18 protein-coding genes are annotated in these 15,567 nt (G+C 74.2%); 14 read left to right on the top strand and 4 right to left on the bottom strand.

What is annotated here, in order from left to right; translation table 11 throughout:
- The first annotated feature begins 78 nt into the window (after positions 1–78).
- The 5 genes from IE245_RS34480 to IE245_RS34460 are packed head-to-tail and all read left to right on the top strand — an operon-like array spanning position 79 to position 2,887.
- Entirely contained in the window at positions 79–744 is a 666-nt protein-coding gene (locus IE245_RS34480; RefSeq protein ID WP_189955009.1) for a TetR/AcrR family transcriptional regulator, read from the top strand.
- Positions 741–1,505 carry a glucose 1-dehydrogenase gene (locus IE245_RS34475; RefSeq protein ID WP_189955007.1) on the top strand — a complete coding sequence of 255 codons (765 nt, stop codon included), beginning with the start codon at positions 741–743 and terminating at the stop codon, positions 1,503–1,505. Before IE245_RS34480 ends, IE245_RS34475 begins: the two co-directional genes overlap by 4 nt.
- Positions 1,506–1,554: 49 nt before the next feature.
- Positions 1,555–2,082 carry an NUDIX hydrolase gene (locus IE245_RS34470; RefSeq protein ID WP_189955006.1) on the top strand — a complete coding sequence of 176 codons (528 nt, stop codon included), beginning with the start codon at positions 1,555–1,557 and terminating at the stop codon, positions 2,080–2,082.
- Positions 2,083–2,105: 23 nt separating this feature from the next.
- Entirely contained in the window at positions 2,106–2,498 is a 393-nt protein-coding gene (locus tag IE245_RS34465) for a YidH family protein (RefSeq protein ID WP_189955004.1), read from the top strand.
- Positions 2,498–2,887: a DUF202 domain-containing protein gene (locus tag IE245_RS34460; protein WP_189955002.1), complete on the top strand. Its 390-nt coding sequence runs from the start codon at positions 2,498–2,500 to the stop codon at positions 2,885–2,887. Before IE245_RS34465 ends, IE245_RS34460 begins: the two co-directional genes overlap by 1 nt.
- Before the next feature lie 90 nt (positions 2,888–2,977).
- Here IE245_RS34460 and IE245_RS34455 read toward each other — a convergent pair whose 3' ends face one another.
- The gene (locus IE245_RS34455; RefSeq protein WP_189954999.1) at positions 2,978–3,907 is read right to left on the bottom strand and encodes an NADP-dependent oxidoreductase; all 930 of its coding nucleotides are present in this window, start codon (positions 3,905–3,907) and stop codon (positions 2,978–2,980) included.
- Positions 3,908–4,174: 267 nt separating this feature from the next.
- Here IE245_RS34455 and IE245_RS34450 point away from each other — a divergent pair, with 267 nt between their 5' ends.
- The 3 genes from IE245_RS34450 to IE245_RS34440 all read left to right on the top strand — a co-directional run bounded on the left by IE245_RS34450 (position 4,175) and on the right by IE245_RS34440 (position 7,533).
- On the top strand, positions 4,175–5,086 hold the full coding sequence (locus IE245_RS34450; RefSeq protein ID WP_189954998.1) for an MBL fold metallo-hydrolase: 912 nt from the start codon (positions 4,175–4,177) through the stop codon (positions 5,084–5,086).
- Positions 5,087–5,274: 188 nt separating this feature from the next.
- Positions 5,275–6,300 (top strand): phosphotransferase family protein, encoded by a 1,026-nt coding sequence (locus tag IE245_RS34445; RefSeq protein ID WP_189954996.1) that lies wholly within the window; start codon positions 5,275–5,277, stop codon positions 6,298–6,300.
- 6 nt (positions 6,301–6,306) lie between these two features.
- On the top strand, positions 6,307–7,533 hold the full coding sequence (locus IE245_RS34440) for an acyl-CoA dehydrogenase family protein (RefSeq protein ID WP_189954994.1): 1,227 nt from the start codon (positions 6,307–6,309) through the stop codon (positions 7,531–7,533).
- Between the two features lie 4 nt (positions 7,534–7,537).
- Here the strand turns inward: IE245_RS34440 and IE245_RS34435 are convergent, their stop codons facing one another.
- Together IE245_RS34435 and IE245_RS34430 are read right to left on the bottom strand one after the other, a co-directional pair.
- Complete coding sequence (locus tag IE245_RS34435; protein ID WP_189954992.1) at positions 7,538–8,131, bottom strand: TetR/AcrR family transcriptional regulator; 594 nt, start codon at positions 8,129–8,131, stop codon at positions 7,538–7,540.
- Positions 8,132–8,215: 84 nt separating this feature from the next.
- On the bottom strand, positions 8,216–8,992 hold the full coding sequence (locus IE245_RS34430) for an SDR family oxidoreductase (protein ID WP_189954990.1): 777 nt from the start codon (positions 8,990–8,992) through the stop codon (positions 8,216–8,218).
- 182 nt (positions 8,993–9,174) lie between these two features.
- Here IE245_RS34430 and IE245_RS34425 point away from each other — a divergent pair, with 182 nt between their 5' ends.
- From IE245_RS34425 to IE245_RS34405, 5 genes are all read left to right on the top strand, one after another.
- Entirely contained in the window at positions 9,175–10,425 is a 1,251-nt protein-coding gene (locus tag IE245_RS34425) for an exo-beta-N-acetylmuramidase NamZ family protein (RefSeq protein WP_189954988.1), read from the top strand.
- Between the two features lie 78 nt (positions 10,426–10,503).
- The gene (locus tag IE245_RS34420) at positions 10,504–10,662 is read left to right on the top strand and encodes a hypothetical protein (protein ID WP_189954987.1); all 159 of its coding nucleotides are present in this window, start codon (positions 10,504–10,506) and stop codon (positions 10,660–10,662) included.
- 142 nt (positions 10,663–10,804) lie between these two features.
- Entirely contained in the window at positions 10,805–11,875 is a 1,071-nt protein-coding gene (locus IE245_RS34415; protein ID WP_373305453.1) for an erythromycin esterase family protein, read from the top strand.
- Between the two features lie 119 nt (positions 11,876–11,994).
- On the top strand, positions 11,995–13,215 hold the full coding sequence (locus tag IE245_RS34410) for a lipase family protein (protein WP_189954985.1): 1,221 nt from the start codon (positions 11,995–11,997) through the stop codon (positions 13,213–13,215).
- A gap of 176 nt (positions 13,216–13,391) precedes the next feature.
- The gene (locus IE245_RS34405; RefSeq protein ID WP_189954983.1) at positions 13,392–14,003 is read left to right on the top strand and encodes a hypothetical protein; all 612 of its coding nucleotides are present in this window, start codon (positions 13,392–13,394) and stop codon (positions 14,001–14,003) included.
- Between the two features lie 416 nt (positions 14,004–14,419).
- Here the strand turns inward: IE245_RS34405 and soxR are convergent, their stop codons facing one another.
- Complete coding sequence (gene soxR / locus IE245_RS34400; RefSeq protein WP_189954981.1) at positions 14,420–14,893, bottom strand: redox-sensitive transcriptional activator SoxR; 474 nt, start codon at positions 14,891–14,893, stop codon at positions 14,420–14,422.
- Between the two features lie 120 nt (positions 14,894–15,013).
- Between soxR and IE245_RS34395 the strand changes: the two genes are divergently transcribed.
- Positions 15,014–15,475 carry a MaoC family dehydratase gene (locus IE245_RS34395; protein ID WP_189954979.1) on the top strand — a complete coding sequence of 154 codons (462 nt, stop codon included), beginning with the start codon at positions 15,014–15,016 and terminating at the stop codon, positions 15,473–15,475.
- Positions 15,476–15,567: the final 92 nt, after the last annotated feature.

Raw genomic sequence — 15,567 nt, 5'->3', positions numbered from 1 at the left:
GGGGGTTGGCTGGGCGTGCGGGACGGTCGTCCGGGAGGTCCCTTTTCGTTTTCTAATGTCGAACATTAATATGGTCGCATGGCAAGGACGTCAGGACCCGAGACCCGGGACAAGCTGATCCGCGCGGCCGAGGAGCTCTTCGCCGCCCAGGGCGTCGACGGCGCCCAGCTGCGGGACGTCACCCGGCTCGCCGGGCAGGCCAACCCGTCCGCCGTCCAGTACCACTTCGGCTCCCGCGCGGGGCTCCTCGACGCGGTCATGGCCGGCCGGCTGGCCCGTACCGAGCAGGTGCTCGTCTCCCTCGCGTACGACGCCGGGGCCGGAGTACGGGAACTGGTCGCGGCGCTCGTCACCGCGGAGGCGAGCGAGCTGCGGACCGAACGCGGGCGCCGCTGCCTGCGGATCTCCGCGCAGCTCAGCCACGAGAGCGGCATCCGCTCCCGTACCCCGCACCCCACCCTGGCCGGCACCGCCTACTGGGCGCTCATCGAGCGCCTCGCCGACCGCCTGGCCGCCGACGGGCTGCCCGAGCCGCTGCTCCTGGAGCGCGTCGACCTGGCCCTCACCGTCGTCGGCGCGGCGCTCGCCGACCGGGCGCGGCAGTACCTCGCCGGGGCGGAGCCGCTCACCGACGAGCCCCTCTTCCTCGCCGACCTCGTCGAGACCACCACCGCGCTCCTCCGCGCCGCACGGCCCCGGCGCGACGGAACCACCGCGCGCCACCCCGAAAGGACCTCCCCATGAACGACCTCACCGGCAAGACCGTCCTCATCACCGGCGGCGCCCGCGGCCTGGGCGCGGAGGCGGCCCGCCAGGCCGTCGCCGCCGGGGCGAACGTGGTCGTGACCGACGTCCTCGACGAGGACGGCGCGGCCACCGCCGAGGCGCTCGGCGAGCGCGCCCGCTTCCTCCACCACGACGTCACCTCCGAGGAGGAGTGGGCGGCCGCCGTCGCCCACGCGGTCGCCGAGTTCGGCGGGCTGCACGGCCTGGTGAACAACGCCGGCATCTCCACCGGCGCCCTCCTGGAGACCGAGAGCGTCGAGCACTTCCGCAAGGTCCTCGACATCAACCTCACCGGCGTCTTCATCGGCATGAAGGCCGCGATCCCGGCGATGAAGGAGGCCGGCGGCGGCTCCATCGTCAACATCTCCTCCGCGGCCGGCCTGATGGGCCTCGCGCTCACCGCCGGCTACGGCGCCTCCAAGTGGGGCGTGCGGGGGCTGACGAAGATCGGCGCGGTGGAGCTGGGCACCGCGAGGATCCGGGTCAACTCGGTGCACCCGGGCATGACCTACACGCCGATGACGGCCTCCGTCGGGATCCGGCGCGGGGAGGGCATGTACCCGAACACGCCGATGGGCCGGGTCGGCGAGGCCGACGAGATCGCCGGCGCGGTCGTCTTCCTGCTCTCGGACGCCGCCTCGTACGTGACGGGCGCGGAACTCGCCGTGGACGGCGGCTGGACCACCGGTCCGACGGTCGAGTACGTCATGGGGCAGTGACGTGCCGCTCGCCGCGGGGGCGGTCCTTCCGTGGTGGTTTCATGGGCGCATGAGCGCCGCTGAGGAAATGATCGACGTCGTCGACGAGGACGACCGGGTGATCGGACGGGCTCCGCGCGGTGAGGTGTACGCGCGGGGCCTGGTCCACCGCTGCACCTTCATCCGGGTGCGGGACGCCGAGGGCCGGCTCTTCGTGCACCGCAGGACGCCGACGAAGCTGGTGTACCCGTCGCTGTACGACCTGTTCGTCGGCGGGGTCGTCGGCGCCGGCGAGTCCTACGAGGACGCCGCGCTGCGCGAGGCCGAGGAGGAGCTGGGCGTCTCCGGACTGCCCCGGCCCGACTTCCTCTTCAAGTTCCTGTACGACTCCGGGGGCGTGGCCGGGAAGTGGTGGTCGTCCGTGTACGAGGTCCGCTGCGAGCTGCCGGTGCGGCCGCAGGCGGAGGAGGTCGCCTGGCACGCCTTCCTGACCGAGGAGGAGCTGCGCGAGCGGCTGCCCGGCGCGCCCGGGGCCTGGGAGTGGGTGCCGGACGGGCTCGCGGCGTACGAGCGGCTGGTGGCGGGCCCGGAGGCGTAGCGGCGGGCCGTTAGGGTGCCGGGGTGAGTCGATTCGTACAGAGCCTGCGGCTGTGGTTCGCGCCGCGGCGGATCCGGGACGAGGGCGAGACCCCCGACTACCGCTTCTCCCTCGCCAACGAGCGGACGTTCCTCGCCTGGATCCGGACGGCGCTCGCGCTCATCGGCGGCGGTTTCGCCGTCGACCAGTTCCTGCCCGACCTGCGCTGGGCGGTCCGGGTCGGGCTCGCGCTCGCCCTGCTGGCCGCCGGTGTGCTGTGCGCGCTGCGCGCGGTGAACCACTGGATCCGCTGCGAGCGGGCCATGCGCCGGGGCGAGGACCTGCCGGTCTCCCGCTTCCCCGCGGTGCTGAGCCTCACCGTGGCCGTGGTGGCGGTCGCGATGGTGGTCCTCGTGGTCTTCGGCCGGGCCGGCTAGTGGGCGGCCCCTCGCCCGGATCCGGGGCCGGCTCGGGGCCCGGATCCGGGGACCGCTCGGGCTCGGGATCCGGCTCCGTCGGGGTCGAGGCCCGCGATCCCGGGCTCCAACCTGAACGGACCCGGCTCGCCTGGCGGCGGACCACGCTCTCCTGGACCGTCGTGGCCGTCCTCGGCATCAAGCTCGCCCTCCTCGACGGCGCCACCGCGGCCGGTCTGACCGGCCTCGCCCTCGCCGCCCTCCTGTGGATCGCCTTCCTGGCCGTCTCCCACCGCCGCATCCGCACCCTGGACGCCGCCCGGCCCCGGGTCCTGTCGGCCCGGGGGGCGGTGCTGGCAGCGGGGTGCACGGTGGCGCTGGCGGTGTGCGGGGCGGTGCTGATCTGGTGATCCGATCTCCTGGATCCGGGAGATCGGATCCGGGAGGTTGGATCCGGGAGATCGGATCCGGGAGGCTGGATCCAAAAGGGCGAATCCCGGTTACGGGACCGTGACCACGACCTTGCCCTGGAGGCCGCCCTCCGCGTTGGCGCGCTGGGCGTCGGCGGCGCGTTCCAGGGGGAAGGTCTTCGCCACGCGGACGTCCAGGACTCCTTCGTCGGCGAGGTCGGCCAGCGCGGCCAGGTCGGTGGCGTCCGGGCGGACCCAGAAGTAGCGGCCGCCGAGTGCCAGCGCCTCGCCGTCGGCGATGGAGGCGAGCCGGCCTCCGGGCGCGAGGAGCTTCGCCGCGTGCTGGAGGAACGGGCCGCCGAGGGTGTCCAGGAGGGCGTCCACGCCGTGGGGGGCGAGCTCCTTGACCTGATGGGCGAAGGTCCGCTCGTCGAAGAGGACCGGTTCGGCGCCGAGTTCCCTCACGCGCTCGACGCCGGACTCGCGGACCGCGCCGAGGACGCGGCAGCCGAGGTGCCGGGCGATCTGGACGGCCATCGAGCCGACCCCGCCGCCCGCGGCCAGCACCAGGACCGTCTCCCCCGACCGTACCGACAGCGCGGTGTGCAGGGCCTGGTAGGCGGTGAGCCCCACCAGGGGCAGGCCCGCGGCCTCCTCGAAGGAGCAGGAGCGGGGCTTGCGGGCGAGGGTGCGGACGGGGGCGGCGACGTACTCGGCGAAGGTGCCGTGGGCGAGGAAGTCCTCCCGGACGTACCCCATCACCTCGTCGCCCTCCGCCCACTCGGTGACGGACACGCCGGGCCGGACGACGACGCCGGAGACGTCCCAGCCGGGGACGACGGGGAAGACGGCGTCGATCATCCCGTCGAGGTAGCCGGCCTGCGCCTTCCAGTCGACCGGGTTGACCGCCGCGGCCCGCACCTTGACCAGGACCTCGTCGGGGCCCACCTTCGGGTCGGGAAGCTCACCGTACTCCAGGACCTCGGGGCCGCCGTAGCGGCGGTAGCTGATGGCCTTCATGGCACCGACCCTCGGCGCGGGCGGGACGCTCCGCAAGCCGGGTGGGGCCGTCGGGAACGGGGAGGAAGCCGGCCGTGGGAGAAGGCGGGGGAAGAGCGGCGGGAAAGCGCCCCGGGCCGGACCCGTCGACGGCAGGCTTCCGATGACCCGCTGGACCGCTGGACCGCTGACCCATTGACCCGCCGACCCACTGACCCGCTGGTCCGTCGGTCTTGAACGCCTTCCCGATCCCGTCGATCCGACCGACACGTCCCCCGGGGGAGCCCTGTGCCTGCCACCGACCCGTACGTGGTCACACTCGCGCCGCACGTCCACGCCTACGTCCAGCCCGACGGCGGCTGGTGCCTCAACAACGCCGGATTCCTCGGCGACGCGGGCGAGTCGCTGCTCGTCGACACCACCGCCACCGAGCGGCGCGCCCTGCTGCTGCGCGAGGCGGTGCTCGCCGCGGGGCTGCCGCTGCCGCGCACGATCGTGAACACCCACCACCACGGCGACCACACCTACGGCAACGGAACGTTCCGGCCGGAGGCACGGGTCGTCGGGCACGAGAACTGCCGGACCGAGCAGTTGGCCGCCGGGCACCAGCTGCACCTGCTGTGGCCGCGGAACGACTTCGGCCGGATCGAGATCACGCCGCCCGACTTCACGTACCGCGACCGGCTGACCGTGTACGCCGGCGGCATCGAGGCGCGGGTGCTGCACCCGGGCCCCGCGCACACGACCGGCGACTCGATCGTGCACCTGCCGGAGCAGGGCGTGGTCTTCACCGGGGACCTGGTCTTCCAGGGCGGCACCCCGTTCGTGCCCATGGGCACGCTGTCCGGCTCGCTGCGCGCGCTCGACGTGCTGCGGTCGCTGGACGCGGAGCGGGTGGTGCCGGGGCACGGACCGGTGACCGACCCGGGGGCGTACGACGCCACCGAGCGTTATCTGCGGTGGGTGGCGGAGCTGGCCGCCGAGGGGCGGGCCAAGGGCGATCCGCCGCTGGAGACCGCCCGGCGGGCGGACCTGGGCGAGTTCGGCGCGTGGCGGGAGAGCGAGCGGCTGGTGGCCAATCTGCACCGGGCGTACGCGGAGCTCGACGGGCTCCCGGAAGGGCACCCGCTCGACCCCGCCGCCGTCTTCGGCGACATGGCGGCGATGAACGGCGGGGTGCCGGTGGCCTGCCACGCCTGAGCGGGGCGAGGCGGGGCACGGGCACGCGCGCGTGCCCGCGGGGGCGGAAGCGCGGTGGGCACGCGCTCGGGAGGGAGGGCCGGACGCGTTCCGGCCCTCCCCGGCCGTTTCGGGGGTCCCCCTGGACGACATACCGACTGGTCGGTCATCATGAACGCCGACCGACCGACCCACCGGAGGTACGCCCCATGAGCCACGCCGCCCCGCCACCCGGCCTCGATCCCGAGCGCCTGCGCCACCATCTGGACCGCGAGCGGCCGGGGCTGGTGTCCGGTCCCCTGGAGGCCAGGCTGATCGAGGGCGGCCGCTCCAACCTCACGTACGTCGTCACCGACGGCACCGGCCGCTGGGTGGTGCGCCGCCCGCCGCTCGGGCACGTGCTGGCCACCGCGCACGACATGCGGCGCGAGCACCGGGTGATCAGCGCCCTCGGCGGGACCTCGGTGCCGGTGCCGGGCACGGTGCTGCTGTGCGAGGACGAGGAGGTGCTCGGCGCGCCCTTCTACGTGATGGAGTTCGTCGAGGGGACCCCGTTCCGCTCCGCCTCCCAGCTGGCACCGCTGGGCCCGGAGCGCACCCGGGCCGCCGTCCTCGGCCTGGTCGACACCCTGGTCGACCTGCACGCGGTGGAGCCGGAGGCCGTCGGGCTCGGTGACTTCGGCCGGCCGGAGGGCTTCCTCGACCGGCAGCTGCGCCGCTGGGGCAAGCAGCTCGCCGCCTCCCGGGGCCGCGACCTGCCCGGCATCGAGGAGCTGCACGCCGCCCTCGGCCGCGCGCTGCCCGACTCCCCCGCCCCCACCGTGGTGCACGGCGACTACCGGCTCGACAACGCCCTCGTCGGGGCGGACGACCGGATCGCCGCCGTCCTCGACTGGGAGATGTCCACGCTCGGCGACCCGCTGACCGACCTGGGCCTCCTGGTCATGTACAGCACCCCGCTGGACCTGCCCGGCTCGCCGATCTCGACCACCGCGACCGCCGCCGGCCACCCCGCCGCCGCCGAGCTGGTCGAGCGGTACGCCGCCCGTTCCGGCCGGGACGTCTCCGCCCTCTCCTGGTACACGGCCTTCGCCTGGTTCAAGCTCGCCGTGATCCTGGAGGGCATCCACTACCGCTACACCCTCGGGCAGACCGTCGGCGCCGGCTTCGACCGCATCGGCGACCTGGTCCCCGTCTTCATCGAGCACGGCCTGACCACCCTTCAGGAGGGCTGACCCGCCATGGACTTCTCCTATGACGCCCGCACCGAGGAGCTGCGCACCCGGCTCCTCGCCTTCATGGACGAGCACGTGTACCCCGCCGAGGCCGTCGCCGAGGAGCAGCGCGCCGCGCTCTCCTCCCCGTGGGACGAGCCGCCGGTGGTGGCGGAGCTGAAGGCCGAGGCCAAGCGCCAGGGCCTGTGGAACCTGTTCCTCCCGGACGAGGAGTACGGGGCCGGGCTGACGAACCTCCAGTACGCCCCGCTCGCCGAGATCACCGGCCGCAGTCCGCAGCTCGCGCCGACCGCCCTCAACTGCGCCGCCCCGGACACCGGGAACATGGAGCTGCTCGCGCAGTTCGGCGACGAGGCTCAGCGGAAGCAGTGGCTGGAGCCACTGCTCGCGGGCGAGATCCGGTCCGCGTTCGCGATGACCGAGCCCGAGGTGGCCTCCTCCGACGCGACCAACATCGAGACCCGCATCCGGCGGGACGGCGACGCGTACGTGATCGACGGGCGCAAGTGGTACATCTCCGGGGCGATGAACCCGGACTGCAAGGTCTTCATCGTGATGGGCAAGTCAGCGACCGCCGAGGGCCCTGACGGACCCGACCCGCGCCGCCAGCAGTCGATGATCCTCGTGCCGCGCGACACCCCGGGTGTCGAGGTGCGCCGGGCGATGCGGGTGTACGGCTACGAGGACCACTACCACGGCGGTCACGCCGAGGTGGTCTTCGAGAACGTGCGGGTCCCCGCCGCGAACCTGATCGGCGAGGAGGGCGGCGGCTTCGCCATCGCCCAGGCACGGCTCGGCCCGGGCCGCATCCACCACTGCATGCGGCTGATCGGCATGGCCGAGCGGGCGGTGGAGCTGACCTGCCGGCGGGCCGTCTCCCGTACCGCCTTCGGCAGGACGCTCGCCCAGCAGGGCGTGGTGCAGAACTGGATCGCGGACGCCCGGGTGACGATCGAGCAGCTGCGGCTGCTCGTCCTCAAGACGGCCTGGCTGATGGACACCGTCGGCAACAAGGGCGCCCACACCGAGATCCAGGCCATCAAGATCGCCACTCCGCGCGCGGTGGTGGACATCATCGACAAGGCGGTGCAGGCGCACGGCGCCGGCGGCGTCTCGCAGGACTTCCCGCTCGCCGAGCTGTGGGCGGCGGCGCGGACCCTGCGGCTCGCGGACGGGCCCGACGAGGTGCACCAGCGGTCGCTGGCCCGCCGCGAGCTGAAGCGCTACCTCTGACGGCTCACGGGCGCAGGGCCCGCAGCAGGAGGTCGGCGAGGTGGCCGGCGACCTGCTGCGGGGTCAGCGGCCCGTCCGGGCGGTACCACGTGGACAGGTGGTGCACGGAGCCGAAGTGGTAGTCCACGACGAGGTCGGCGGGCGTGGCGGAGGAGAAGACGCCCGCCCGCTGGCCCTCCTCCACGAGGGCGCGGAAGCGCTCGTGGTAGCGGCGGCGCTCGGAGCGGACCTGCTTGTTCTTCTCCGGGCTCAGGTGGTGCATGGAGCGGAAGAAGATCGAGGCGTCGTCGAGGTTCTCGATGGTGGTGACGACGACGTCGGCGGCGGCGGAACGCAGCCGCTCCTCGACGGGCGCGTCGGAGCCCGCGAAGTCGTCGAGCCGCTCCTGCTGGAGGCGGAGCACGCGCGCGTACACCTCCTGGAGGAGGTCCTCCTTGGAGCCGAAGTAGTGGTACAGCGCGCCCTTGGTGACGCCCGCCGCCTCGACGATCTCCTGGACGGAGGTGCGGTCGTAGCCCTGCTCCGCGAAGAGCCGGGTGGCGGCGGCGAGGAGCCTCTGGGGGACGGGAGAACCGTCCCCGTCCGTCGTCCTGGCCATGCTCCGCCGCCTTCCGGTCCGCTGCCCCGTTCCTGGCGCACGGGGTCTGTCGTCGGTAGATCTTCCCATCCGTCGCCGGGTGCGCTACCGCGCGCCCGCCTCCCAGTGCCGCTGGAGCTTGTTCATGCCGCCGAGCCAGCGCTCGGGGTCTCCCGCGCGGTTCCGGTAGAAGTCGGCGACCTCCGGGTGCGGCAGGACGAGGAAACGGTCCTCGCCGATGGCGTCCAGGAGGGCGTCGGCGACGGCCTCGGGCTCCACGGCGGTGGGGACGAGGACGAGGTCGCCGGCCGAGCCGGTGGCGGCGAGCATGTCGGTGCGGACTCCCTGGGGGCAGATGGCGTGCACCTTGAGGCCGCGGTGGCGGTAGGTGAGGGAGAGCCATTCGGCGAAGGCGTAGGCGCCGTGCTTGGAGACGCTGTACGGGGCCGCGCCGATCATGGTGAGCAGGCCGGCGGCGGAGACGGTGGAGACGAAGCGGCCGGTGCCGCGCTCCAGCCAGTCCGGGAGCAGGGCGCGGGCCGCGCGGACGTGGGCCATGACGTTGACGTCCCAGGCGGCGGCCCAGACGGCCTCTTCGGCGAGGGCGTCGCCGGCGGAGGCGAGTCCGGCGTTGGCGCACCAGACGTCGACGGTGCCGCCGAGGGCGTCGCGGGCCTCGTCGACGACCGCGGAGGCGTCCCCGGGGACGGCGAGCGCGCCGATCTCGTCGGCGACGGCCTCGGCACGGCCCGGGTCGAGGTCGTTGACGACGACGCGGGCGCCTTCGGCGGCGAAGCGCCGGGCGAGGGCGGCACCGATGCCGCCGCCCGCTCCGGTGACGACGACGCCGGCGCCCCGGAGCTCGTGCGTGCCCGCGTTCATGGACCCCTCCAGATGGTTCGGTGCGGCTCGTGGATTCCTTCGGCAAGGGGCAGACTAACCGGTCGGTATGGAAGGGTGGAAGACCTCGCGCCTCCGGTGGACGCCTTCCGCACGCCTCGTTCCCCCGCGGCGTCGGGAGCGCTAGCCTGCGTGCCCATGTCACGCATGAGGCGGGAGCACGCATGAAGCGGACGAGATGGTCGCGCCGGGGTCTGCTGGCCGCGGGAGGGGCGCTGGCCGCCGTCACGGCCGCCCCGGCCGCGGCGGCCCCCGGGCGGGGGCACGCGCGCGTACGGACCGGTTTCGAGCGGCTCGCGGCGGACGGGTACGCCCTCCTGGCCGGCGAACGGGTCGGCGTCGTCACCAACCCCACCGGAATCGCCTCCGACGCCCGCCACCTGGTGGACGTCATGCACGCCGACGAACGGGTCGACCTGGTCGCCGTGTTCGGACCCGAGCACGGCTTCCGGGGCACCGCGCAGGCGGGCGGCTCCGAGGGCCGGTACGACGACCCGGCGACCGGGCTGCCCGTCTACGACACGTACCTGAAGAGCGGCCGGCCGCTGGCGGACGTCTTCACGGCGTCCGGCGTCGACACCGTCGTCTTCGACATCCAGGACGCGGGCGCCCGCTTCTACACGTACATCTGGACGCTGTACGACTGCATGGTGGCGGCGGAGCTGGCCGGGAAGCGGTTCGTGGTCCTGGACCGGCCGAACCCGGTGAGCGGCCGGGCGGCCCTCGGCCCGGTCCTGGACCGGGCGTTCGCGACCTTCGTGGGCCGCGAGCCGATCGCCCAGGCGCACGGGATGACGGTGGCGGAGCTGGCGCTCCTGTTCAACGCCGAGTTCCTGGCCCGGCCCGTGGAGCTGGAGACGGTCCCCATGACGGGGTGGCGGCGGTCGGACTTCTTCGACGCCACCGGGCTGCCGTGGGTGCCGCCGAGCCCCAACATGCCGACCCCCGAGACCGCGCTCGTCTACTCCGGCACCTGCCTCTTCGAGGGCACCAACCTCTCCGAGGGCCGGGGCACCACCCGCCCCTTCGAACTCCTCGGCGCGGAAGGCGTCGACCGCCGCTGGGCGGAGGCGGCGAACGCCCTGGAGCTGCCCGGGGTCCGCTTCCGCGAGGCCTACTTCGCGCCGACCTTCTCCAAGTTCCAGGGCCGCACGGTCGGCGGCGTGCAGCTGCACGTCCACGACCGGGAGGCCTTCGACCCGGTACGCGCCGGGATCGCGCTCCTCGTCACCGCCCGCGCCTCCTGGTCCGGCTTCGCCTGGCGGCCCGACCACTGGATCGACAAGCTCACCGGCTCCACCCGCGTCCGCACCCTCGTCGACGCCGGCGCCGGGACCGACGAGATCGTGGCCGCCTGGTCCGAGGACCTGACCGCCTTCCGCGCGGTCCGGCGGGAACACCTGCTGTACCGGTGACGGGTGGGGCTGTCCCCCGGGCGGAGACGCGGGAGGCCGGGATGGGCCGGAGGGAGTCGCGGCGGGGAGGCTGGCGCCATGAAGCTCTCCTTACCCGGCCGCCTGCCCGTCGCGGGGCTCCTCGCGGCCCTCTGCCTCATCGCCGCCGTCCCGGGCGCCGCCGCGACCGCCCGCCCGGCGCCCGGCACCGGCGACGTCCGTTCCGGCCCCCCCGGGCTCCGGCCCCGTCCTGCGTGAACTCGCCCGCTCCGCCTCGCCGCCGGACGACACCCGGGCCCTCGACCGGCTCGTCGGCCGGGCCGAGGTCGTCGGCGTCGGCGAGGCCACCCACAGTTCGGGCGAGTTCTTCACCGCGAAGCACCGGATCTTCGCACACCTCGTGGAGAAGCGCGGGTTCACCACCTTCGCGCTGGAGGCCAACTGGTCCACGGGGCTGCTCGTCGACCGGTGGGTGACGACCGGCGAGGGCGACATCGAGCGGATCATGCGCGACGAGTTCCAGGAGTCGTACCGGCTCTGGAACACCGAGGAGTACCTCGACCTCTTCCGCTGGATGCGCCGCCACAACGTGGAGCACCCGGAACGGCGGGTCCGCTTCATGGGCAACGACCTCGGGTACGCGGGGCCGAACCTGTTCGACGCCGTCACCGCGCACGTCGGCCGTCACCACCCCGGCCTCCTCCCCCGCTTCCGGGAGCTCTACCGGAGCTCCCGCCCCACGGGCGAGGTCGAGGCGTGGATGACCGGATACCTGGCCAAGCCGCTCGCCGAACGACGGCGGATGTCCGAGCAGGTGAACGAGTCCCTCGCCCTCCTGGAGCGGCAGAAGCCCGGCACGCGCGCGGGCGCGGGCGCGGATCACCTGTGGGCGGTGCAGCACGCCCGGGCCATCGCGCAGGTCGGCACCGAGTTCGCCCATGACGCCTCCACCCCCGAGGGGATCGCGGCGGCGATGCTCTACCGGGACCGGACCATGGCCGAGAACACCGCGTGGTGGCAGCGGCGGACGGGCCACCGGATGGTGCTGTCGGCGCACAACGGACACGTGGCGTACGAGAGCCTCACGCCCGACCGGTACCCGCGCACGCAGGGGGCGTTCCTGCGCGACCTCCTCGGCCGGGGGTACGTGACGATCGGCGCCTCCTTCGGCCGGGGCTCCTTCAACGCCCACGACACGGACGCGCCCGGGGAGCCGCTGCGGGTCTTCACCGTCGGCCCGCAGCCACCGGGCAGCGCCGCGCACACCCTCGACCGGGTCGCCGGCGGACCCTACCTGCTGGACCTGCGGCGGACCGGGCCGGCGGCGCGGGCCTGGCTCGCGGAGCCCCGGGAGGTCCGGCACATCGGCACCGCCTACCCGTGGCCGGGCACGGCTCCCTCCGTGGGGCTGTCCGGCGCGTACGACGGCCTGATCCACTTCCCGGTCGTCACGGCGGCCCGGCTGCGCTGAGGTCCGAACCGCCCGAAGAGGTCTGGGAACGGCCGGATTCGGGCATGCTGCCCAGGGGTCGCGGGACGCGTCCCCTGGGCGCTTCCTCGACGGGGAGGGACGGGCGGGCCGTGGGCGGGATGAGTGTGGATCCGTACCGGGAGATCGTCTTCGACAAGGACGGGGAGGGGCCCGCCGGACAGGCGGCCGACCTGGTCGGACTGGCACGACGCGGGGTGACGGACCTGATCGTGTTCACCCACGGCTGGAACAACTCCCCTTCCGGGGCGACCCGGTTGTACTCGGACTTCTTCGCGCCGTTCCCGGAGCTGCTCGCTCCGGGCGTGGAGGCGGGGTACGCGGGCGTGGTCTGGCCCTCGATGATGTTCACGGACGAGCCGGTGCCGGACTTCCGGGCGCTGGTGACGGTGCTCCCGGAGAAGGAGCGGGCGATCGTACGGCTCACCGAGCTGCTGGAGCTGGCGCCGCCGGAGGAGGCCGCGTTCGCCGAGTTCGGTGCGCTGCTGCGGGAGTTGGCCGGCGTCGGCGGAGAGGCGTCGCTCGGCGCCGCCGCGGAGGCGACGGGTTCGGGAGAGGACATACCGGCGTTCCTGGTGGCGGATCCGATGGAGATGTGCGCCCTGTTCGCGGACGCGGCCGGGACGGGGGCGCCTCCGGCCCGGTTCGGCGACGGGCCCGGGCGGCTCTGGAAGGGTGGCCGGGAGGCGCTGCGGCAGGCCACGTACCACGTGATGAAGCGGCGGGCGGGACAGGTGGGCGAGCGCGGGCTCGGGCCGGTGCTCGCGGAAGTGGCGCGGGCGGCGCCGGGGCTGCGGGTGCACCTCGTGGGGCACAGCATGGGCGCCCGGCTCGTGGCGTACGCGCTGCGCGGGCTGCCGGGGGCGCTGCGGCCGGTCCGGTCGATGACGCTGCTCCAGGGGGCCTTCTCGCACTACGCGTTCGCGGCCCGGCTGCCGCACGCCCCCGACCGGTCGGGGGCGCTGAGGGACATGCAGCTGCGGGTGCGGGGGCCGGTGGTGGCCTGCCACTCCCACCACGACTCCGCGCTGGGCGTCTTCTACCCGCTGGCCTCCCTCGCGGCTCGCGACTCGGCGTCCCTGACGGGGCCGCTCGGGCGGGTCGTGGCGCGCGACCCCCGGTGGGGGGCGATCGGCTGGGACGGCTTCCAGGGCGTGCCGGGGGCGCCGCGGCGGATGCTCGCGACGGTGCTGCGGGACGGGGTCCCGGCCTCGGGCTGCGTGAGCGTGGACACGGCGGAGGCGGTCCGTTCGCACAGCGACGTCCGACGGCCGGAGCTGGCCCGGGTGGTGGTCTCGGCGGCCCGGATCGGCCGGCGCTGAGCCGCCCCCGCTGACCTGCGCGGATGCCGCCAAGCACGTCTTCAAGGCGGCTGCGCGCGTATGGCGTCTTCTCGCCACGTCGCGCGCGTTCGGCGTTCGGGCGGAACACGGCGGCGCCGTCGTTCGTCCCTCTGGTACCGCGGATGCGCGGCGACCAGCGACGGAGGTGGCGAGCGATGGCCGGTTTCCGGAGTCTCGCGAGACAGGTGCGTGATCAGGGCTGCGACACGGCACTGCGCAGGTATTCGCTGCGCAAGTGCCTGGAGCGGTTCGCTCCCTACGGGCACCGGGCGACCTGGGACCACCTGTGCCGCAGGCACGGGTTCGGACCCGACGACCGAGAGCTCGATCCGGCGCGGCTGGTGGCCGCCCTGGAGGAGCTGGAGGAGGCGCGGGCGGTATGGCTGGCGTACGAGGCGGAGTTCGCCGCCCGGCGCCGGCGCGAGAAGCACGGCGGACTGCGCGCCCTGGGGGCGCTGGACGACTGGCACCGGGACGTGTGGGGCGGCAACGGCGTGGTGCGGTGCGGCGATCCGGCCGTCCATCCGGCGGAGCCGCTGCCGCAGGTGATGCGGCGCCTCGTGGCCGCCCTGGAGCAGGGGCCGGGCGAGGCGTGCCCGGTGTGCGCGGGCACCCGGATCGTGTGGGCGGACGGCCCCGGGGACCCGGAGTGGTACGGCCCGGTGTGCGCGGACTGCGGCGTCGAGGTGCCGCGCGCGGTCCTGAGCCCCGACGCCCTGGCCCGCGCCCGGGAGACGCGCAGCCGCCCCCTGGCCCCGGCGGCGTGACACGGCCCCGACGGGGGCGGAGCGCCCGGGGGTTCCGGTGCTCCGGGCGGCGCTGAACGGCACGTGAGGGGCCGGGGAGCCCGTGGCGGGGCCGCGGGATCCGGCCGGGCTCGCCGGGCTCGCCGGGGCCGCGGCGGACGCGTGGGCCGGACCCGGGCCGGAGCGAGCGGCGGGCCGCGCGGATCCGGTCCCGCGAGGCGTTCCCAGAGCCGGCGGGGTGGCCGCGGGCGCGAGCGGCGCACGAGCCGGGCGCCGAGGAGACGACGGAGGCGCCGCCGCCGGGGGGCCGTGGGGACGGGACCGCGGCGGTGGCGCCGGAGCCGGACGGGACGATCGGGCCGGGAGGACGCGCCGTTCCTCCCGGACGGCACCCGTGCCCGCTCCACGGCGGAGCGGGCACGGGCCGCCTCCGAGGACTAGGAGTCCTTGTCCTCGCGGCGTACGGGCAGCAGGCGGGAACCGGCCATGCGCTCGCCGACGACGTCGTCGGGATTGGAGAGCACACAGGTCTCCAGGGAGAGGCAGCCGCAGCCGATGCAGTCCGACAGGTGGTCGCGGAGCCGGCCGAGCTGCTTGATGCGGTCGTCGAGCTCGGTGCGCCAGGCGGCGGAGAGCCGGGACCAGTCCTCGCGGGTCGGGGTGCGCTCCTCGGGCAGCTCGGAGAGGGCCTCGCGGATGGTGGCGAGCGGGATGCCGACGCGCTGGGCGGCACGGATGAAGGCGACCCGGCGCAGGGCGTCACGGCCGTAGCGGCGCTGGTTTCCGGCGGTGCGGCGGCTGCCGATGAGCCCCTTGGCCTCGTAGAAGTGGAGGGCGGAGACGGCGGCACCGCTGCGGGCGGAGAGCTGCCCGACGGTGAGCTCGTGGATCTTCTCGGGAATCTGCGGCACCCCTCGAACCCTACTGGTCCGTCCCCGCCGGTCCGTTGACACGGAGGCCTTCACCCCACATGCTGAGCAAGCGCTTAGACACAAACCGTTCGGTATGTCGTACGAGAAGGGACCGGGCACATGGCCGAGCCGAGGATCTTCACTTCCGCCGAGGAGCTGCGCGCGGGGGTCGGCGAGCAGCTGGGGCACAGCGACTGGCTGGAGATCGACCAGAAGCGGATCGACCTCTTCGCCGACGCCACCGGCGACCACCAGTGGATCCACGTGGACCCGGAGCGCGCCGCCGGGGGCCCCTTCGGCTCGACGATCGCGCACGGCTACCTCACCCTCTCGCTGCTGCCGCTGTTCGTGCCGCAGGTGCTGCGGGTCGAGGGCATGAAGATGGGCCTCAACTACGGGACGGAGAAGGTGCGCTTCCCCGCGCCGGTGCCGGTCGGCTCGCGGCTGCGCGCCACGGCGCTGCTGACGAAGGTGGAGGAGGCCGGCGGCGGCGTCCAGGTCACCGCCAAGGTGACCGTGGAACGCGAGGGCGGCGACAAGCCGGTGTGCGTCGCCGAGTCGGTCTCGCGCTACTACTTCTGAGCCGCCCCGGCCAGGGGCCTAGGGTCTGTTGCGAAAGTGGATCTTGTTCGTTGATGATCACGTCCTGTGGGACGTGGGGATCTGACGAACGG

This window comes from Streptomyces roseolus, from assembly GCF_014649855.1.
Classification (GTDB): Bacteria; Actinomycetota; Actinomycetes; order Streptomycetales; family Streptomycetaceae; genus Streptomyces; species Streptomyces roseolus.
The sequence above is the reverse complement of the archived record's forward strand: the minus strand, read 5'-3'. Positions and strand labels throughout refer to the sequence as shown.